The organism is Sphingomonas sp. S-NIH.Pt3_0716 (genome assembly GCF_003950715.1).
Lineage (GTDB): Bacteria > Pseudomonadota > Alphaproteobacteria > Sphingomonadales > Sphingomonadaceae > Sphingobium > Sphingobium yanoikuyae_A.
In genome coordinates this window covers 1-18,113 of record NZ_QLJK01000051.1, presented here as the reverse complement: position 1 = coordinate 18,113, position 18,113 = coordinate 1, and the positions used below count along the sequence as shown (strand labels likewise).

General features: G+C 59.7%; 19 protein-coding genes and 3 pseudogenes. 16 read left to right on the top strand and 6 right to left on the bottom strand.

The genetic code is table 11. From position 1 onward, the window contains the following. Positions 1–154: 154 nt before the first annotated feature. Together BRX37_RS24650 and BRX37_RS24645 are read right to left on the bottom strand one after the other, a co-directional pair. Positions 155–484 (bottom strand): annotated as a pseudogene (locus tag BRX37_RS24650) (IS3 family transposase); the annotation flags it as partial. 409 nt (positions 485–893) lie between these two features. Further along, positions 894–1,088, bottom strand: a complete 195-nt coding sequence (locus tag BRX37_RS24645; protein WP_125990010.1) for an HU family DNA-binding protein — start codon at positions 1,086–1,088, stop codon at positions 894–896. Between the two features lie 234 nt (positions 1,089–1,322). Here BRX37_RS24645 and BRX37_RS24640 point away from each other — a divergent pair, with 234 nt between their 5' ends. Then, complete coding sequence (locus BRX37_RS24640; RefSeq protein ID WP_125990018.1) at positions 1,323–1,619, top strand: integration host factor subunit alpha; 297 nt, start codon at positions 1,323–1,325, stop codon at positions 1,617–1,619. 388 nt (positions 1,620–2,007) lie between these two features. Here BRX37_RS24640 and BRX37_RS24630 read toward each other — a convergent pair whose 3' ends face one another. Beyond that, positions 2,008–2,616, bottom strand: coding sequence for a DUF4142 domain-containing protein (locus tag BRX37_RS24630; RefSeq protein WP_125990016.1), 609 nt, complete (start codon positions 2,614–2,616; stop codon positions 2,008–2,010). Between the two features lie 429 nt (positions 2,617–3,045). Here BRX37_RS24630 and BRX37_RS24625 point away from each other — a divergent pair, with 429 nt between their 5' ends. From BRX37_RS24625 to BRX37_RS24615, 3 genes and pseudogenes are all read left to right on the top strand, one after another. Then, a complete protein-coding gene (locus tag BRX37_RS24625; protein ID WP_063975890.1) occupies positions 3,046–3,480 on the top strand; it encodes a DUF488 domain-containing protein in 435 nt (144 codons plus the stop codon). Between the two features lie 258 nt (positions 3,481–3,738). Next, complete coding sequence (locus tag BRX37_RS24620) at positions 3,739–3,936, top strand: hypothetical protein (RefSeq protein ID WP_318276919.1); 198 nt, start codon at positions 3,739–3,741, stop codon at positions 3,934–3,936. Positions 3,937–4,036: 100 nt separating this feature from the next. Further along, positions 4,037–4,311 (top strand): annotated as a pseudogene (locus BRX37_RS24615) (HU family DNA-binding protein). Positions 4,312–4,644: 333 nt separating this feature from the next. On the opposite strand, the gene BRX37_RS24610 reads toward BRX37_RS24615, so the two are convergent. Next, complete coding sequence (locus BRX37_RS24610) at positions 4,645–4,959, bottom strand: hypothetical protein (RefSeq protein ID WP_206434221.1); 315 nt, start codon at positions 4,957–4,959, stop codon at positions 4,645–4,647. Positions 4,960–5,423: 464 nt separating this feature from the next. Here BRX37_RS24610 and BRX37_RS26950 point away from each other — a divergent pair, with 464 nt between their 5' ends. The 7 genes from BRX37_RS26950 to BRX37_RS24580 all read left to right on the top strand — a co-directional run bounded on the left by BRX37_RS26950 (position 5,424) and on the right by BRX37_RS24580 (position 10,701). Continuing rightward, positions 5,424–5,576 carry a hypothetical protein gene (locus BRX37_RS26950; protein ID WP_164522526.1) on the top strand — a complete coding sequence of 51 codons (153 nt, stop codon included), beginning with the start codon at positions 5,424–5,426 and terminating at the stop codon, positions 5,574–5,576. Between the two features lie 639 nt (positions 5,577–6,215). Next, on the top strand, positions 6,216–6,728 hold the full coding sequence (locus tag BRX37_RS24605; protein WP_063975889.1) for a hemerythrin domain-containing protein: 513 nt from the start codon (positions 6,216–6,218) through the stop codon (positions 6,726–6,728). A 106-nt stretch (positions 6,729–6,834) separates the two neighbouring features. Beyond that, a complete protein-coding gene (locus tag BRX37_RS24600) occupies positions 6,835–7,815 on the top strand; it encodes a TIGR03557 family F420-dependent LLM class oxidoreductase (protein WP_063975888.1) in 981 nt (326 codons plus the stop codon). Positions 7,816–8,142: 327 nt separating this feature from the next. Beyond that, positions 8,143–9,204 carry a DUF3182 family protein gene (locus BRX37_RS24595; protein ID WP_318276918.1) on the top strand — a complete coding sequence of 354 codons (1,062 nt, stop codon included), beginning with the start codon at positions 8,143–8,145 and terminating at the stop codon, positions 9,202–9,204. Further along, entirely contained in the window at positions 9,201–9,998 is a 798-nt protein-coding gene (locus BRX37_RS24590; protein WP_017503586.1) for an alpha/beta hydrolase family protein, read from the top strand. The genes BRX37_RS24595 and BRX37_RS24590 overlap by 4 nt, the downstream gene beginning before the upstream one ends. 62 nt (positions 9,999–10,060) lie before the next feature. Continuing rightward, positions 10,061–10,504, top strand: coding sequence for a pyridoxamine 5'-phosphate oxidase family protein (locus BRX37_RS24585; RefSeq protein ID WP_125990004.1), 444 nt, complete (start codon positions 10,061–10,063; stop codon positions 10,502–10,504). Further along, on the top strand, positions 10,504–10,701 hold the full coding sequence (locus tag BRX37_RS24580; protein ID WP_017503584.1) for a hypothetical protein: 198 nt from the start codon (positions 10,504–10,506) through the stop codon (positions 10,699–10,701). The genes BRX37_RS24585 and BRX37_RS24580 overlap by 1 nt, the downstream gene beginning before the upstream one ends. Positions 10,702–10,735: 34 nt before the next feature. On the opposite strand, the gene BRX37_RS24575 is transcribed toward BRX37_RS24580, so the two are convergent. Beyond that, positions 10,736–11,377 (bottom strand): class I SAM-dependent methyltransferase, encoded by a 642-nt coding sequence (locus BRX37_RS24575; RefSeq protein WP_081260907.1) that lies wholly within the window; start codon positions 11,375–11,377, stop codon positions 10,736–10,738. 100 nt (positions 11,378–11,477) lie between these two features. Here BRX37_RS24575 and BRX37_RS24570 point away from each other — a divergent pair, with 100 nt between their 5' ends. Both BRX37_RS24570 and BRX37_RS24565 read left to right on the top strand, forming a co-directional pair. After that, positions 11,478–12,317, top strand: coding sequence for a hypothetical protein (locus tag BRX37_RS24570; RefSeq protein ID WP_234781421.1), 840 nt, complete (start codon positions 11,478–11,480; stop codon positions 12,315–12,317). A gap of 245 nt (positions 12,318–12,562) precedes the next feature. Further along, positions 12,563–15,388, top strand: a complete 2,826-nt coding sequence (locus BRX37_RS24565) for a PAS domain-containing protein (RefSeq protein ID WP_206434220.1) — start codon at positions 12,563–12,565, stop codon at positions 15,386–15,388. A gap of 65 nt (positions 15,389–15,453) precedes the next feature. On the opposite strand, the gene nhaA is transcribed toward BRX37_RS24565, so the two are convergent. Then, a complete protein-coding gene (gene nhaA / locus BRX37_RS24560) occupies positions 15,454–16,902 on the bottom strand; it encodes a Na+/H+ antiporter NhaA (protein ID WP_125990002.1) in 1,449 nt (482 codons plus the stop codon). Between the two features lie 111 nt (positions 16,903–17,013). Here nhaA and BRX37_RS24555 point away from each other — a divergent pair. The 3 genes and pseudogenes from BRX37_RS24555 to BRX37_RS24545 form a co-directional block, all read left to right on the top strand. After that, a pseudogene (locus tag BRX37_RS24555) lies at positions 17,014–17,232 on the top strand (DDE-type integrase/transposase/recombinase); the annotation flags it as partial. A 187-nt stretch (positions 17,233–17,419) separates the two neighbouring features. Further along, positions 17,420–17,659: a helix-turn-helix domain-containing protein gene (locus tag BRX37_RS24550; RefSeq protein WP_063975883.1), complete on the top strand. Its 240-nt coding sequence runs from the start codon at positions 17,420–17,422 to the stop codon at positions 17,657–17,659. Between the two features lie 171 nt (positions 17,660–17,830). Next, entirely contained in the window at positions 17,831–17,971 is a 141-nt protein-coding gene (locus tag BRX37_RS24545) for a LuxR C-terminal-related transcriptional regulator (protein ID WP_318276916.1), read from the top strand. The last annotated feature ends 142 nt before the right edge of the window (positions 17,972–18,113 follow it).

The window sequence follows — 18,113 nt, the reverse complement described above, 5'->3', positions numbered from 1 at the left end:
TCGTCGTAGCCAACCCGCGCATAAGAGTATGCCAACCGTCGTCGAAAGCCCTGCTCCCTACTCTGCACATCAGCTCCACACCTTTGACTTCGTCATCTAAGGCGGAAAGGACCTCATCATGTCGAAGGCTCTTGAAATCGAACATAAGAGTTTTCTAGACGCCTTGAGCCATCCAAGCCTGCTGTCGTTCGAACTCGACGGGCGACAGCATCCCGTTCCTAACATGCTTACGGATCGGGTTGTAGAACATCTCGATATAATCGAACACGTCCTGCCGGGCCTCTTCGCGTGTTTTATAGGTGCGTCGCCGGATGCGCTCGCGCGTGAGCGAAGAGAAGAAGCTCTCGGCGACAGCATTATCATGGCAGTTTCCCCGGCGGCTCATGGAGTGTTCCAGATTGTGAGCCCTGATGAATGCAGTCTAGTCCATGCTGCTGAACTGCGAGCCCTGGTCGGAATGGATGAGCACGCGGGTCTTCGGCTTACCCACGGGTTCCCCCCGATTATGCGGTCAAGAAGCGGGCGGAGGCGCAAGCAGTTGGCCTCGGATTGCGAATTCGATCGAAGAAACGTCGCAGGTTATGATCGACGGGGGGCCTTCAACCTGGAAGCCGCGCGGTGCTGCATGCATAGGGAGTCTGGCGAAGGTGTTGCCGTATCGACCCGCGGCGTTGAACCGGACCTCAACCGCGTCGAGGCCAACGGTGTCTACCTGCTCGGCAATAGCGGCAGCGGCCAGCGCAGGGTGGATTTCCGCGAACTCGGCTCGGAGAGGCGCGTAAGGGGGGCTGGCCATTTGGCGGAAATCTGCATGGGCTAGCTCATCCCGGTCCCGACGACTGGACTGCCCGCGTCTACGAGCCCGAGATCCAGCGCAGGTGGGGCAATCTAACCTAGGCGGTCGGCCTGCGTTCGCGGGCCGCGCTCTGCTTCACCTTGAACTCGCCGAAACCCGCAATCCCGACTTCCTCGTCGCGCGCCGTTGCATCGGCAATGGCGGAGAGCGCTGCGTCGATGATCTTCTTCACCTCGGCCTTGGTCGCGCCCTGCTGGGCAGCGACGGTTTCGGCAAACGCATTTCCGGTCATATCACCCTCTCAAGAAAATGCGGAGGAAGCGGCCTGGAAAAAAATCTGCCTGGCTCGAGCGGCGATGGCCGTGCCTAACCCCCGTTCCTTTCCGTCGGTGGCGCGTTCCAGTCTGGAACGATATCGAAATGAGTGGATCTATTTGCTTGAGTTGATTGTTAAATTGCTCGATCTCAAACACATCTGGATGCGGTACTTTGTCCGATGGACGGGGGGCAACGAGGGGGAATGGCGATGACCGACATTGGGACACTGACCCGCGCTGATCTGGCAGAGAGCATTAATCATCATGTCGGCTTGTCCCGCGCAGAGGCGGCGGCATTGGTCGAAGCGATATTGGAGCATCTTTCGAGCGCACTGGAGCGCGGCGAGAATGTCAAAATATCGGGTTTCGGTACCTTCCTCCTGCGTGATAAGAATGCGCGCGTCGGCCGCAATCCCAAGACCGGGGCCGAGGCGCCTATCACGTCCCGCCGGGTCCTGGCCTTCCGGGCGAGCCAGACCGTGCGCAAGCGTATCGCATCAAGTTGATCCCGATCGAACACAGTACCCGATGCGGTGCGCAATTGTCTTCACCGGACGGCGTGGAGCGTCGCCAGATTTGAGCCTGGCGGGTGCCTACAGAGCCCATCGCCTATGTCGCACGCGTGATGGAGTCGCGCGAAGGGCAAGGAGATAGCCCGACAATCCAGTGCGATGCCGGTAACGGCAATTGTGCAATGGGCCCGGCAAGCGCTGCGATAAGGCAGACAAGCGCGGTCGGTCGGCAAGCAGGAGCCAAGGCCGCTCCGGCCATGAAAAGGCCCCCGACAGACATGCTGGCGGGGGCCCCCGGAAGCCTACGCAATGAAGGCGATGTCGCTATGTCATCTCATTGTTCGTAGACAGGATCAACGCGGCGGGCGAAGGCGGCGTTCCGTCAGTCCTTGTCGAGCGCCCTGGCGCTTGAAAGATGCTTCTCGACGACCGGCGCTATCTCGCCCGCTGCCTGCTTGAGCGAGACGACGTTCCCGTCCGCGGCATATTTGCGCATCAGGTCGAGGGCATCCTCATGGGCATCGACCTGGCCATCGATATATTCCTTGTCGAACGCAGCGCCCTTGAGCGTCTTCAGCTCCGCCAAATCTTCCGCCTGGTCCTTGGTCAGTGTCGCATCGGGCGTAATCGCGGGACTGGCCGCCTTGGCCGCGGCCTTGATCTTTGCGGTCGATTCCGTGTGGGCGGCGACCATCATCCCGGCAAATGCCTTCACCTGGGGAGACTGGGCATTTGTCGCTGCCAGCTTGGCGGCTTCTATCTCGAAGGCATCGCTTTTGGCGACCGCGTCCGCGAATTCCTGGCCGGTTGGCGTCGTCCTGAGAGCCTGCTTCGCATTGTCGATTGCGTTGCCGGTGGAATTGAGAGCGCCCGAAACGGCAGCACCGGTATCGTTAAAAGCGTTATCGGCCTTTTGTTCGGCTTTCGGGCTGCAAGCGCCAAGCGCAAGGGCCGCTATCGGTGCGACACTCATCCACAGATGATTTCTCATGACATCCTCCTCTTTGGGTGTTGCCCGAACGCCCGACGACTGACCGCCGTTCCTCTGAGCGCGGCAATGAAAAAGCTGTGCTTGAAAATGCCGGAAGATTGATCCGGTCATCGCTCCAGCGAAGAGGACAGAAGCGAAAGGGCAGGGCGACCATGCCATTCATGATGGCGCGATCAGATAAAAGCCCGCCCGGCATGCGCCGGGCGGGCAGTAGCAGGCTGGAAATCTCCGGTCGATGATCAGCAGATACAGGCTTGCATGTGAGCCGCCTTGTATGGGTCGGAGAAGATCAGGCGATTTCCATTAAGGAATGCTGATCTTTCATGCTCGCCTGCGGTGAGGCCGCTTTGGATCGGCCACCCATCAGGAACTCGCCTGTCCGGGATCGATTGATACGCTGATAGAGGCAATGACCGAGGCGTCCCGCTCATGAAGATTTTCACCATCGGCTATGAGGGAGTAACCCAAGCACAGCTGATCGAGGCGCTCAGAGGAGCGGGCGTTGAAGTCCTGGCCGATGTGCGGGCCGTTCCGCTGTCGCGCCGCCCGGGATTTTCGAAGAATATCCTTGCAGCCGGACTGCGCGAGGCGGGGATCGAATATGCCGGCTTCAAGGCGCTTGGCACCCCGCCGGCAGGTCGCGAAGCGGCGCGCAAGGGGCAGCATGCGCGTCTGGCGGAACTCTATGCGGGTCAGCTCGACCTGCCCGAGGCGATTGTTCAGGCAGCGCAACTGGTCGAACTGGCTGCGGAGCGCCCCACCGCGCTGCTCTGCTTCGAGCGCGATCCTGCAGGCTGCCATCGATCCCTGTTGATCGATGCCGTCCTGCCAGACGCTGATCAGGTTGATCTCTATCCAGGCTAATGACGGCATTTGGCAACCAATGCGTGCCGGAGCGGGATTCTCGTCGGTAAGAAAGTTCAGATCTGTTGGCGGCTAGGGAGAAGCGCGGGCGGGAGGCTGCTTTGCCCTTCACCATGATCTTGTCCGATGTCGGGAACCCAAGCGGCCGGGCGGCCTTATAGCGGCATGCGCACCCCATCATCCCTGTCCCTGACATTCGATTGCTGGAGCCTCGGGCTCGAGGCTTGCTCCGTCGTCGGCATGCGGCTTCCCCGACTCATGGCCGGCAATGCGGCGGCCATGGCTGAGCCGCAATTGATGGTCAGGGAGAAAGTGGAGGCAGCAGCGCTGCTGCAATGGAAGTTCATGACCGGAAGCCTTGGCACCTCGCCGCCTGCGATGATGACCGCATCAGTCACCCATTATCGCAAGGCGGTTCGCAGGAATCGGCGGCGATTGGTGCGGCCCGGCAAATAAGGAGCGAGGCGCAGGATTGTTTCGCAATCAGCATATTCCTCACTCGACCGCCGCCGGCATGCTTGGCAAGCAGCGTGCTTCCAAAGCAGATGAGGGTGCCATGACCGGAAATGAACTGATCGAAGCCGTCGCTACCCAGCAAGGGCCACCAAGTCGGATGTGAAGAAGATCATCGACGCGGCACTGGCCGCGATCTCCGACGCGGCAGCCCGGGGCGAAGAGGTCTCGATCGCAGGCTTCGGCAAGTTCAAGGTGAATCAGAGCGCGGCCCAGGTGGGCAGGATTCCCCGGACGGGCGACCCAATGACGATTCCGGCGTCGCGCAAGGTAGGGTTCCAGCCAGCCAAGGCGCTCAAGGACAAGGTCAACAGCTGATCGCGGCGCGCCGGCGTATCCCGCAGAGGCTTGTGGCAATGGGCTGGCATTGACTGCGAGGCTGCGCCTGGCGCACGCCGTGGCAAGGGTGAACCTTGCTAGGAGCAGATCAAGGGTCCGCCCCCGGCTGGAAAAATCAACTCTTGCCCCGCCTGCCTTCAGGCGGGTCGCTTTCACTCTGAAAAGGCAGGCGGGGCATCCAGCAGATTGGCGCAGTCCATGCCGCCCCGCTGGATGAGTTTGGCTGTTACCAGCGAAATGTGAATCCACCCGGCAATGGCTTGAAGCCATCGAGTCGACCTCGGCCGGCCACCCACTGCAGGCAGGCCGAGGTCAACCGAGAGGGTCGAAAAACCCTGCACCGGATGATGCAGGGCCAGTCGGGTCGCGCAAGCCATGGAGACTTGCCAGGGAATAACCGATTGATCGATCATTGTTTCCACGAAATGATAACGCAATCGAAATTTTTTGCGTTTTGCATTTTGCATGAAAATATTGGGAGGTGGGCACGATCACCATCTCCTGCCAGCCAGCGCCCGGATAGGCAGCCTTGCGGGCATCGACCTCGCTCTGCTGCTCGGCCCAGAAAAGATCAGGCGAGGCGAAATAGCTGTCCTCGCTGAACAGGTGGGTCGACGGCACGTTCAAAACCGGCAAGGTCGAACAGCGGATGGTAGGCAGCGAAGGACTGAATCGCCAAGGAGCCACGCCTTCAACTGGTGGCGGTTTGGCGCGCGGGCGTCGGAATCATCGTAGAGGGCCATCGCAGTCGATGCGATGTTCTTTGACGAACATCAGTTCAGCAGCGAAAATCAGTTATTTTGAAGTCGTACAGGATTGCTGGATGTGAGGTATTAGAAGCAGATCTTGATAGCTGCCCGCTATGATACCCCGTTCGAGTGATTTCGCCCGTTCATCGAACTGCTATCTCAATCGAGCGACCCGACGATTGTCTTCACGATCGAACGTTCACTGACCCTGCCAGAAACGGCAGGGTCTTTTCTTTGCGCGAACGGTGCCGTGTCGCGCCGGTGCCGTTCCCACGCCGCTCCATTTGGACGCGACCGCCAACTCGATCAGTGCTAGGTTGCTTGCTGAAAGGAGTCGTCAGCATGGATGATCACCTCAAAGCCGCCGCTGCCGCCGCGGCAATGACCGACATGGAACTGATCACGGTCTGGAACAGAATCGAGGATCGGGACGAGTTGACCACCCAGGAAACGGCAATCCAGGACGAGATGGAGCGGCGCGAGATCGATATCTGATGCGCAGCGGTCCCGACATGATCCTGACCATCGAGGCCATTGTATTGCCTGCGAGATGATCATCAGCGCCGCTGCCGGGATCGTCTGCCTGAAACTGACCCCACCGCCCGCGCGACATCGTTTTTCGAGGTAGATGCTGTCCTGGCGCTAGGCATCCTGTGCGGGGCGTTGTTCGCGACCCTCGTGGGCTTGATGCGATAAGATCCGGAACAAATGCGTAAGGAGCCTTGTTCTTCTCGTTCCTCTGACATTCAGGACGACACTACCCGGCCGGCGTTGGTGGGGTATTTTTTAAGGCAGATATTTGAAACCCAACGACCAAAATAACCGTGATGGATCGACCCTGGTTCTCAAGATTGAAGCCGTGCTTCTGGCAGCCATGATGATCGGATCCTCGGCCGCCGGCCTTTACAGCCTTCTGTAACGTCGTCGCGCCGATCGGCGCGCAAATCTGTCTTTCGGCACCAAGGCAATTGCGTGACGATCGGCCCGCATTCATCGAGATTTTCCCCAATGAACCGCAGGCCAAAGCGTACGTCCCTGATGCAGATTATTGAGATGGATCAGTTTAAGCAGCTGCCGGAACCGATCGTCTGTTTGCGGCTTCCTTAGCGGATAAAATCACTGAGGAGACCTGTCATGGCCAAGGCCGAATATAGTGATGCCATCGCCCTTCTGAAGGCCGATCATCGCACGGTCGAAGCGCTTTTCGAGCAATATGAGAAAGCCGCTTCAGCAACGAAGAAGGGCGATATCGCCCACCAGATTTGCACCGAGCTCAAAATCCACACGCTCATCGAGGAAGAGATTTTCTATCCCGCGTTCGAAGGCAAGATCGAGGCTGACACGCTTGAAGAGGCCTATGTCGAGCATGATGGTGCCAAGGTGCTGATCAATGACATCGAGGCTGGCTCGACGCAGGACCGATTCTTCGACGCCAAGGTCAAGGTTCTCTCCGAAGAGATCAAGCACCACGTCCATGAGGAAGAAATGCGCGGTGAAGGCATGTTTGCGCAGTGTCGCGATACCGATGTCGACCTAGTGGCTCTTCGGGATCTGATGCTTGCACGCAAAGAAGCATTGACTGCCCAGGCGAAAGCCGGAGGCCTGCCCGCCGCCAAGCCAACCGCGGTCAACCTGATCCCCGCCTGAGCAGGATCCAGAATGACGAAAAGCAGACGTTGGATAGCGGCGCCGACCGATACCGCGGCCCGCACAAGGTCGGCTGCAACATCTCGAGCGCTACGAGGAACAGCCCATGCCGAAGTTCGGATATAAGCTGATGACGGAGGAGCACGGGCCGAAGGTGCTCGTGGAAAATGCGATCCGCGCAGAGAAAGCGGGGTTCGATTTCGTCTCCATTTCGGACCATTTCCACCCCTGGCTCGAGTCACAGGGCCATGCGCCATTTGCCTGGAGCGTCCTTGGCGCCATCGCCCACGCTACAGATCGCATTGGCATCGCGACCGGCCTTACCTGTCCGATCCTGCGCTATCATCCTGTCATCGTCGCGCAGGCGGCGGCCACTATTGCGGTCATGAGTGACAATCGTTTCACCCTGGCGGTCGGCGCGGGTGAACGCCTGAACGAACATGTCACAGGCGTCCGGTGGCCGTCGGTGCCCGAGCGGCACGAAATGCTGGGTGAGGCGATCGACATCTTTCGCCTTCTCTGGAAGGGCGGCGTTCACAGCTGGAATGGGACGCATTTTGTTGTCGACCACGCCCAGCTTTATGATCTTCCGACCGAGCCTATCCCGGTCGTCCTGGGCGTGAGTGGCCCATCCTCCGTCACACTCGCCGCTGAAAAGGGCGATGGCATCATGACGACCGCACCAGATGGCGATCTCGTGAAGAGTTATGAAGCGAAGGCCGGCAACCCGAGCCCCCGATATGCCGAGGCGGTCATTGCCTATGCGCCGAGCACCGAGCAAGGGCTGGACATAGCTCATGACAGGTTTCGCTTTTCTGCCTTCGACTGGTCGGTCAACAGTGAGGTTCCTTCCGTCCAGGGCTTCGAAGCCGCAAGCCAATATGTCCGGCCTGAGGACCTGGCCTCGAAGGTTTCGGCTGGCCCGGATGTCCAGACCCACGTCCAGTTGATCTCGAAATATGTTGATGCTGGCTTCGACCATATTGTGTTGACCTGTCCTGGCGACGACCAGGCAGGCTTCATCGATTTCTTCGAACAGGAGTTGAAGCCAGCCCTGTCGGGTCTGGAGAAGGAACGGTCCCGATGACGTCGCCCCAGGATCGGGAGATCGAAGGGGCGCTCGATGTTGCACGGGAGTGAGAAGGCGATGCGTTCTCGAGAGAAGATGGGCCTCTATCCAGCGTCCCCGCCACCCGTCGACGCAGTCTGTCGCAAGGCAGAGGGCCTTTGCCGGCGGTGGAGCGACACCAGGCCCACGGCGCGCATTCGGTGCGTAAGGCACGTGGATATAAACCTGCGACGCAGGGTTTTTGAAATATCTGCCTGACGGCAGCTGCTCCAGGATCTGAGAGGTTCAATGGCCAGTTCGCATCTGACCCGTCTTGTGAAAATTTATCCCACCCGGTCCGGGGCCATGAACAACGAACATGACAGGGTCGCAAGAGCCGAGCTTGCGCGAAGGATAGCCCGGCTTGGTCGGGCGACATTCGTCGATAACGCCCCTGCGCCAGTCTCCGAGCCGGATAATGATCCGCAGGACACGCTCTTCATCCCGACCGGCACGATTGACCTGGAAATGGCGCGCCAACTCGGTATCCGCAACGAAAGCCAGATTTACGGCGGCGTGGTTCCGCATGGCTTCGTCGGAAGCAAGGTCATCACGCATCCGGTTTTTCCAGGCCGTAACGAAGTTCCTGAGGGATGGCTGCCCGAACTGGGCGCCGCTCTTGCGCCTTATGTTCTTACTGGCTGGTCCGCGTTCAGTGTTGATGCTGTGCGCGAAGCGAGTCTCGACATGCTTCGCAATGGTTCGATCCGTCTGAAGGAGGTTGAGGCGACGGCGGGGCTCGGACAATTCGTCGTCACTTCGCCAGGGGAGCTGGAAGAAGCGATCGCGCAGCTCGATGCGGAGGCTATCGCGCGTAACGGCGTCGTGATCGAGGAGAATCTCGACAATGTCATCACGTACAGTGTGGGCATGACATGCCTTTTTGGAGAGATCATCTCCTACTGGGGCACCCAGCGCCTTGCCACCAACAACGAAGGCGCCACCGTCTATGGAGGCTCGACCCTGCATGTGGTGAGGGGTGGCTTTGAACAGCTGGCAGGCCTCAGCCTGGCCGACGATCTGCAGCAGGGGATCGAAAAGGCGATCGCATATGATGCGACCGTCTCGAAATTCTACCCGGATTTGATGGCCTCTCGTCGCAATTATGACGTCGCCGCAGGCATGAATTCTTCCGGGGAAACGCGCATCGGTGTTCTTGAGCAAAGTTGGCGGGCGGGCGGTGCAAGCGGCGCCGAGATAGCGGCCTTCGAAGCCTTTGCACGCGATCGCGAGTTGTCAGCGGTGACATGCGCCACGATGGAAATTTATGGTCATCTTGACGCCGCGCCGGAGGGTAGCATCCTCTATTATAGCGGTATCGATGCGGTCGCGGGACCGATCACAAAATATGCAATGGAGCTGGAATGACGGGCAGCCAGATATGTTTTGACGTCGAGGGGGAAAGTCTGGACGCGACCATCCTGTCACCGGACAAGCTCGTTCCTGGCATTCTCTTCATCCACGGATGGGGCGGTTCGCGCGATCAGGACATGGTTAGGGCCGAAGAGATCGCGCAGTTGGGCTGTATCTGCTTCACCTTTGATCTGCGGGGCCATGCCCGGCACGCCGAAGAGCGCAACCGGGTGACGCGCTCTCATGGTCTTGCCGACGTCGTGGCTGCCTATGATTATCTCGTCGGTCAGGACCAGGTCGATCCATCTGCCATTGCGGTCGTCGGAACAAGCTATGGCGGCTATCTCGCCGCGCTCCTCACTGCCGTCCGCCCGGTCAACTGGCTCGCCTTGCGCGTCCCTGCTCTCTATCCTGACGAACATTGGGATGTCCCCAAGGCGATGCTAGACCGCGATCTTATCAATGCCTATCGGGCTCGCTTCCGCACGGGTCGCGAGGACAAGGCTCTGGCGGCTTGCGAGCAATTTGCGGGCGACGTGCTGATCGTCGAGTCAGAGCAAGACGACTATGTGCCGCACGCGACAATCAGCTCCTACATGTCCGCGTTCCACAACAGTAATTCCTTGAGCTACCGCATCCTCAAAGGCGCTGATCACTCGTTGCGGGACGAAGGGTGTCGGCGCGCCTACAACCAGTTGCTGCTGACCTGGATCGAGGAAATGGTCCGTGGCGGCCGCCGGCCGTCGACAAGCAGTCATCAGGACGCCGGAGAGCTTCCTGCCCAGGCCTACAAGCTGGCGGACCGATAACATCTTCAGACAGCTTGGCCCGATATGCCTTGCCAAGCGTTGAGGATGCAAAGGAGAGAGCCATGTCATTGTCGCTTGAAGATCTGTCGCGAAAGATGAAGGAAATCGATTTCGCGATGCTTGCCACCCACGCCGCAGACGGCGCGATCGGATCGCGTCCGATGAGCAACAACCGCGAAGTCGATTATGATGGCACTGCGTGGTTCTTCACTGACGAAACTGCGCTGATGGTCTCGGAAATCGAGACCAATCCGTCAGTCAATCTGAGCTATCAGGGCAAGTCTGGCTTGCTCGGCCATCCGCCTTTCTTCGTTGCGGTCGAGGGGCGGGGCGTCTTGATCAGGGATCAGGCTCAATTCGACGCACATTGGACAAAGGGGCTGGAACGCTGGTGGCCGCAGGGCACCCAGACCCCCGGACTTGTTCTGATCCAAGTGATCGGCAAGCGCGCCCATTATTGGGATGGCGAGGAGGAAGGCGAAATCCTGCTTGAGGGCACCCGTTGATGGCCCCTGACGAAAAGCCGTCCGCGCGCCGGCTGGGAAAAGCCGGCGCCTTTATCGTCGGCATCATCATCGCCATTTTCATCGTCATATTTGTCGGCAGAAACCTGTGGCATGGCGACGAGCTGGAGCAGGATCAGGCGGTCGGCAATAATGTCGCTACCGAGCATACCGGTCCATCCTATAATCAGCGGCTCTGAGGCGAGCCGGGCAGCGGAAAGCCGCGCCGGCCGCTCACTGCGCCATGGCCTGATTGGGCTCCGATGCCCAGAACAGGTGGCAGGGTGGTATATTACGCCATTCATATGCGGCCCGCACCGACCCATATCGGTCTTCGAGCAGCGGGCGCACGGCGGTCCGCATCTGATAAGCCATGAAGAGTCCATGTGGGCACAGGAGTTGAGCGCTGCGATCAATGATCTGCGTCGCGGCGTCTGGCTCGAGTGTCGAAAAGGGCAGCCCGGAAATGATGCAATCGGCCTTAGAAAGGCCGTGACTGGCCATGATATGCTGCACATCTGCCGCCGATCCGGTCACGACGTGCAATCGTTGGTCCGGGATTGCCGAGATCAGATGGTCGGTGAAAGACGCGCTGGTGTCGATGGCGATCAGCCTGGCATGGGACGGGAGGCGAGTGAGAATGGCAGCGGTGAACGCGCCAGTCCCCGGTCCATATTCCAGCATCGTCGTCACACGAGACCAGTCGATGCCGTGCAGCATCCGGTTTATCAGCCAATGCGAAGCGGGAAATGATGAGCCGACCATGGTCGGGCTTTTGAAGAATTCAGCGGCGGCGACAAGCCGGGCCTTCAGATCACTTGTTCGTGCATGAGATCGGGAAGCGGGGTAAAGGGCGGCTTCTTGCACATCGGCCATATCTGCTCCTCAACATTGTCTTTGCTCTTAAAGCCTCCCGAGACGTTTGTAGTTTCAGCGCCCGCGGCAAAAATCGCGCTTAACAGGATCAATCTCCAACATGATTTCTCATGTGTATCCGAGAATTGCTGATGACGCACGCGACAGAGGCGCGGTGAGAATGGCGATGTGCCTTGCCTTGGAGCGTCAGGCCTTCGTTCTTCCATGGAGTGGCGGCCCCCACCGGACAGCTGGTCATTCAAGCCGGGCAGGCGAATGCGAGTTCCTCGCGAGACGACCGAAAGTTGATGGGCGCCACGGACAGATTTCGCTGACGAGCGGCAGGGAAGGACAGGGGCAGGAACGGAGGCGTCCGGACCGTGGTTTTCCCATAATGGCGAATCTGAAAGTCTTCCGTACCCCCGCCGGCTTCCATGATGCCTATGTAGCGGCGCCCAGCCAGAAAGCCGCGCTGAAGGCGTGGGGATCGGAGGCAGATCTGTTTGCGCGCGGGATCGCCGAAAAGGTCACCGATCCCAAGCTGATGGAGAAGCCGCTCGCCAAACCCGGCGTCGTCATCAAGGTGAGCCGCGGCAGTGCGGGTGACCATTTCGAGGCTGCTGAAACGCGATCTCCACCAGATCGCGGTCGCAGGAACACCAGAAGAGCAGCAAAGGAAGATCAGGCGGAAGCCACCGTTGCGCCTGTCGCCCGAAAACCCAAGAAGACGAACCCGCGGCCCAGCCGCGCGAAACTCGATGCGGCCGGGAAGGCGGTCGACCAGGCGTCCGCCAACCTCAAGGCGGGATTGGCGGACATAGACGCCCGGATGCGCGCTCTCGACGCCGAGCGCCGGACTCTGCAGGCAGAGGGCGACAAGCGCGTGACCAAGCTGGAGGCAGATCGCGATCGGGCGCGCAGGGAATATCAGGCCCGGCTGGAAAAATGGGCGAGAAGCTGATCCATCATGGCAGGTGCTTCAGCCAAGCCTCTCCATGTCAATTGGTCGAGCGACCGCATGATGTTGATCGCCGCGGTCGTATGGACATTCAAAGGCAGAAGCGGGCTCTATCTCTCATCGACCTCACCAATGTGGAGAAACCTGCCGCTCTTAAAATGGGTGGGCATGGCGTTGTCACTGCTGACAGGTCTGGAAGGGCGCATCGCCAGAATATATAGGGTGAAGGGCATCAGGAGCATAAGGCATTGGATCCGATCGAAAGTGACGCACCTACGCTCGACGAATTGCAGGCCATGGTCGCACGCGCGCGTCTTGATGGAGACCGGCTGAAGCTTGCTCTTGCAGCAGGCGCAATCGTCGGCACCTGGTTCTGTGATGTGCCCGCAGACCGCTTTACAGTTGATGAGGCGTTTGCAGAGGCTTTCGGCCTCGATCCTGCGACGGGACGCGATGGTGTCACACTCGAGAAGATTGTTACCACGGTCCATCCCGATGATCGCTCCGGTCTGCAGCGTGCCATCGAAGACGCGCTCGACAAAGGTGGCCGCTATGCACATCAATATCGCGTATTGCGCGCCGATGGTGAGTATCTCTGGATCGAGGCGAAAGGGCATGTCGTTCATGATGAAAGCGGCGCGCCGATAAGCTTTCTGGGTGTTCTTATCGATGTGGGCGACCGGCGTCGGCTGGAGGCAGAGCGCGACAGCGCTCGGGCGCTGCTAACGAACTTCGCCGATGCAATGCCAGGCGTCGTCTATGCGAAGGACCGCGACGGCAGGCTAATGATCGGCAATCACGGCACAAGCGAGCTGGTCGGCAAAGTTCCGCAGGATTATATTGGGCGCACTGATCTCGAGCTACTTGAGGACAAGCAGCAGGCTGCCGCGATCATGGAGACCGACCAGCGGATCATGGTCAGCGGTCGCTCGGAGCAAGTCGAAGAAAATGTGGACTTCCCCGATGGTCGACGCGCGATCTGGTTGTCTACCAAGTCACCTCTCAGGGATTTGGGCGGCGAGGTCGTTGGCCTTGTCGGCACGTCGCTCGATATCACCGAGCGCAAGGCGATCGAGGCCAGTCATCGGGAGATCGAGGAGCGCTACCGGCTTGCCATCGGTGCGACAAGCGACGTCATCTGGGATTGGCGGTTTGCCGACGGTCACGTCATCTGGAACGAAGCGTTGGGAACACGCTTTGGTCATGTGCAGGAGCAGACAAGCGCGCAGTGGTGGCTCGACCATATTCATCCTGACGATCGCGCGCGGATAGATGAGAGCATTCATGCCGTAATTGATCATGGCGGTTCAAACTGGACCGACGAATATCGTTTCCGTCGGGCTGACGGGAGCCATGCGTTCGTGCTCGATCGCGGGACTGTGCTGCGCAGCGACGATGGTGCGCCGATGCGCATGATCGGTGCGATGCTTGATCTGACGGAGCGTAAAGCCGCCGAGGCCGCGCTTGCGGCAAGCGAAGAACGGCTTCGCCTTGCGACGGAGGCAGCTGATATCGGTCTGTGGGACGTCGATCTTGTCGAGGATGTGCTGATCTGGCCGGCGCGGACCAAAGCCATGTTCGGCATTTCGCCGGACGTGCCGGTCTCGATGCGGGACTTCTATGCGGGCCTTCACCCCGATGACCTCGATGCGACGACCGCGGCCTTCGCGGCGGCCGCCGATCCCGGTCAGCGCGCGCTTTATGATGTTGAATATCGCACAGTCGGCAAGGAAGACGGCATCGTTCGTTGGGTCGCAGCTAAAGGGCGGGGCGTTTTCGATGATGTCCGCTGTGTCCGTGTTGTCGGCGTCGCGATCGACGTGACTGCCCGCAAGGCTGATGAAGCATTATTGCACGAACTCAATGAACGGCTCGAGTTGCGGGTCGCGCAGGAAGTGGCCGAGCGCACGAAAGCTGAAGATGCGCTGCGCCAGAGCCAGAAGATGGAGTCCGTCGGCCAGCTCACGGGCGGTATCGCACATGACTTCAACAATATGCTTGCCGTGGTTGTTGGCTCGCTCGATCTTTTGACTCGACGGCTGGGCGATGATGACCCCAGGGCGCGGCGCTATGTCGATTCGGCGATGGATGGCGCGCGCCGGGCGGCTCAGCTCACCCAGCGCCTGCTCGCATTCTCGCGGCAGCAGCCCCTCAAGCCCGAGTCGATCGACGCAAACAAGCTGGTTGACGGCATGTCCGATATGCTGCGCCACACGCTACCCGACATTCAGCCTGAAACGGTGCTTGCGGGCGGCCTGTGGCGGGCCTTTGCCGATCCTAATCAGCTCGAAAACGTGATTCTCAATCTCGCCGTCAACGCCCGCGATGCCATGGCCGGGGGAGGCAAGCTGATTATCGAAACCGCCAATTGTTACCTCGATTCGCGCTATGCCGAGGAGCTTATTGGTGTTCCGGCCGGGGAGTATGTAATGATCGCGGTGAGCGACACTGGCAGTGGAATGCCTCAGGAGGTCGTTGCCCGGGCGTTCGATCCATTCTTCACCACGAAGGAGGTCGGGCGAGGCACCGGCCTTGGCCTCAGCCAGGTCTATGGGTTCGTCAAACAGTCGGGCGGGCACGTGAGAATCTATTCGGAGGTTGGTGAGGGAACGACGGTCAAGGTGTATCTTCCCCGCCTCCTGGGCGCGGTCGAGGAAGTGGCAGGCGTCGCGATGGACGAAACATTGCCGCGAGGGGAGAGCCAGGAATTGATCCTCCTGGTCGAGGATGAGCCGGGTGTGCGGCAATTCTCGTTCGATGCACTCAGCGAGCTGGGATATCGCGTATTGGAGGCCGACGGGGCGGCGGCGGCTCTCACGCTGATCGACGCGCACCCGGAGATCACGCTGATGTTCACTGATGTCGTCATGCCTGAGGTCAATGGCCGCAAGCTTGCGGACGCGGCACGCAAGCGGCGTCCTGGCCTCAAGATTCTGTTCACGACCGGCTATACCCGAAACGCTGTTGTGCATAACGGTGTCCTCGACCCGGGTGTGCATCTCATAGGCAAGCCATTCACGGTCGAGGAGCTGGCATCAGCGGTGCGACGCGCAATCGAGGAAGATGCCGGCTAGAGGGTTCTGAGGTGGATCCGATCTGGCGAGGGCGTCCAACCTGCGAAACAAGAACGCGCATCGCGTCATGCCTTCGAGGTGGGCGGGATCGTTGCCAATGCCATCATGCCTATGGCACCCGACAGGATCGAGGAGACCAGCACTGCCAGGGACGCCTTGTCCAGCTGCTCGCCTCCGGGAAAGGCGAGCCCTGCGATGAACAGGGATATAGTGAACCCGATGCCGGCGAGGCAGCCTATCGCCGCTATCATGCGCCAGTCGACGCCCTCGGGCAGCCGCGCCAGTCCACATCGCGCCGCGATCCAGCTGAACGTGAGGAAGCCGAGCGGCTTTCCGACCGTCAATCCAATCACGATTGCCAGAGCCAGGGTCGAAGTCGCGGCCGTGGTGAGAAGATCCATGGATAGCCTTATGCGAATGTTCGAAAGCGCGAACAGGGGTAGGACGACATAGCTGATCCAAGGCGTCAGCGTGAGGATGAGACGCTCACCCGACTTGTCTGTTGCCCCCGTCATTTCGTGCAGAAATCCCAGTCGATCCTCCGCCCGACCCTGCGCGATCTCAGCCTCATGTTCATCCTCAGTCACCCGCGCCCGCTCGTGCGCTTCCTGGAACTGGTCTACCCGGTGCTGTACTGAAACAGCAAATTCAGACCTATCAAGTCGCGGGCGGACTGGAACCAGAAAGCCGATGAGCACGCCTGCGATGGTCGCATGCACGCCCGACTGGAAGATGCCGATCCAGACCAGCGCAGCCAGAAGCACGTAGGGGACGGAAGCCACCCAGTGGAGCCGACGCAGAAGGATGATGAGCGCGATCGCAAATCCCGCCAAGACCGCTCCCTCCCATGCGAAGTGGTCGGAGTAGCCAAAAGCAATAGCCAGGAGCCCACCAATGTCGTCGATGGCAGCGAAAGCGAGGAACAGGGCACGAACCCCTGCCGACAGGCGGGCGGAGAATAATGCAATGACTGACAGGCCGAAGGCCGTGTCCATGGTGATCACGATACCCCACCCCCGCGCAGCCTCAGTTCCGTCGGCGACTGCCAGGAACAGCAGGACCGGAACGATAAGGCCGCCGAGCGCTCCGACGATCGGGAAAGCGGCCGTCCGCCATCTGGTGAGAGCGCCGATGGTCAGTTCCCGCTTCACGTCCACGCCGATCACGATGAAGAACAGCGGCAAGAGCGCATGGTCGATCCATTCTGCCAAGCTGTGGCTGACCTTCGCCTCGCCGAAGGACAAGACCAGCGGCGTGTCCCAGAACCGCTCATAGGCACCGCTTATGGGCAGGTTGACGCAGAGAAGCGCAACGAATGTGGCGACGAGCAATGGTCCGCCGGTCACCTCACTGCCCGCGAAGAATGGCGCAAGACGGTCCAGAAAGGCCGCGTTAGCTGGACTGTGGTGAGCGCGCGCTTCTGATGCACCCTTCTGACGCGAGGTAATGGCCATCAAAGGCAAGCGCAGGGCGTCGGCGATAGGTTCCTTTGATCGCTCATGCGCGGCCTGCAAGCAATTTCAGGCCGCAATCACGGTCCACATCTCCCGCCAATGGGCAGGTCCAGTTTTCTTAAATTAGGCAGCCAGTGGGACGTCGTCCAGCAAGGCGTAATAGCGCTCAAGGTTCTGCAGAGCCAGGACATGAACAATCGGATCGAGCCGGACCATCGCCGCATCAAGCGCCGGATACGTCCGATGCTCGGCTTCAGGTCCGAGCGTACCGCTGCCATCATCCTTGGCGGCATCGAACTCGTCCACATGATCCGCAAGGGCCAGATGATCGCCGCCAACGACAGGCGAAATCCGTCCTTAGCCGACCAGTTCGACAGCCTCGCCGCGTAAACCACTATATCAAAGAGCAAACCGCAGGCTCGGCCAAAGTTTGCGACAGAACCCAGCCAGCACCTGCGCAGTTGCGTGATAACGGCGCCATCACAATGTGAATGGCGCTTTCGGCGAGGGATGGGTTATAGATGGTTCGAAGCTCTTACTCCCAAGCGATTATGATGGCAGGCTGTGATCCCGGCGTATGGCGCAATATCTGAAAGTAGACGAGGTAGCTTCAGAATTAGCGACCCACCTTGCCGCGAACGTCAAAGAGCGCCGTGCCGCGCTTAAAATGACCCAGGTAGAGCTTTCCATCCGCTCCGGTGTCGCCACGTCACACCTGTCCTTCATTGAACGGGCTAAGGCCAATCCGACGCTCGAAGTCGTCGAACAGCTTGCCAAGGGCCTCGGTTGCTCTGCGATTGACCTTCTGACGGTGTAGTCAGCTTCCTGAAATCCCTTCAATTTATAAACCATGCGATCCATCGCATACAACGCACGGCGCATACTCTTGCGGCTACCCTGACGCGGTGAACTGATTACGGTTCGCAGCATAGACGCCATGAACGTACTATGCCGCCTTGGGGACGCACACGCGGACAACGCCAGTGAATTGCTGGATAGCCTGACCGACAAGCAGGTCGAGGTGCTCGATCAGTTGTGCCTGCACAAGACCAGCAAGGAAATCGCCAACGAACTGGGCATTTCACGGCATACCGTCGACCAGCGCGTCTCAAGCGTTCGCACAAAATGAGGGCATAGCGTGGAAGGTACGCTAAACGATGGAGTGGATGGCTCCCGCTCACCGGCTGAGGCAGACTGCCTCGGCTGAAGAGCGAGGAGACGGACGATGAGTGAGATTGTCACGATTGGGCTGGATATCGCGAAGTCGGTGT

Bases quoted from the DNA above. Each gene is read 5' to 3' on its own strand.
- BRX37_RS24645 (WP_125990010.1), bottom strand. From the start codon at position 1,088: ATGACCGGAAATGCGTTTGCCGAAACCGTCGCTGCCCAGCAGGGCGCG.
- BRX37_RS24640 (WP_125990018.1), top strand. From the start codon at position 1,323: ATGACCGACATTGGGACACTGACCCGCGCTGATCTGGCAGAGAGCATT.
- BRX37_RS24630 (WP_125990016.1), bottom strand. From the start codon at position 2,616: ATGAGAAATCATCTGTGGATGAGTGTCGCACCGATAGCGGCCCTTGCG.
- BRX37_RS24625 (WP_063975890.1), top strand. From the start codon at position 3,046: ATGAAGATTTTCACCATCGGCTATGAGGGAGTAACCCAAGCACAGCTG.
- BRX37_RS24620 (WP_318276919.1), top strand. From the start codon at position 3,739: ATGGCCGGCAATGCGGCGGCCATGGCTGAGCCGCAATTGATGGTCAGG.
- BRX37_RS26950 (WP_164522526.1), top strand. From the start codon at position 5,424: ATGGATGATCACCTCAAAGCCGCCGCTGCCGCCGCGGCAATGACCGAC.
- BRX37_RS24605 (WP_063975889.1), top strand. From the start codon at position 6,216: ATGGCCAAGGCCGAATATAGTGATGCCATCGCCCTTCTGAAGGCCGAT.
- BRX37_RS24600 (WP_063975888.1), top strand. From the start codon at position 6,835: ATGCCGAAGTTCGGATATAAGCTGATGACGGAGGAGCACGGGCCGAAG.
- BRX37_RS24595 (WP_318276918.1), top strand. From the start codon at position 8,143: ATGAACAACGAACATGACAGGGTCGCAAGAGCCGAGCTTGCGCGAAGG.
- BRX37_RS24590 (WP_017503586.1), top strand. From the start codon at position 9,201: ATGACGGGCAGCCAGATATGTTTTGACGTCGAGGGGGAAAGTCTGGAC.
- BRX37_RS24585 (WP_125990004.1), top strand. From the start codon at position 10,061: ATGTCATTGTCGCTTGAAGATCTGTCGCGAAAGATGAAGGAAATCGAT.
- BRX37_RS24580 (WP_017503584.1), top strand. From the start codon at position 10,504: ATGGCCCCTGACGAAAAGCCGTCCGCGCGCCGGCTGGGAAAAGCCGGC.
- BRX37_RS24575 (WP_081260907.1), bottom strand. From the start codon at position 11,377: ATGGCCGATGTGCAAGAAGCCGCCCTTTACCCCGCTTCCCGATCTCAT.
- BRX37_RS24570 (WP_234781421.1), top strand. From the start codon at position 11,478: ATGATTTCTCATGTGTATCCGAGAATTGCTGATGACGCACGCGACAGA.
- BRX37_RS24550 (WP_063975883.1), top strand. From the start codon at position 17,420: ATGGCGCAATATCTGAAAGTAGACGAGGTAGCTTCAGAATTAGCGACC.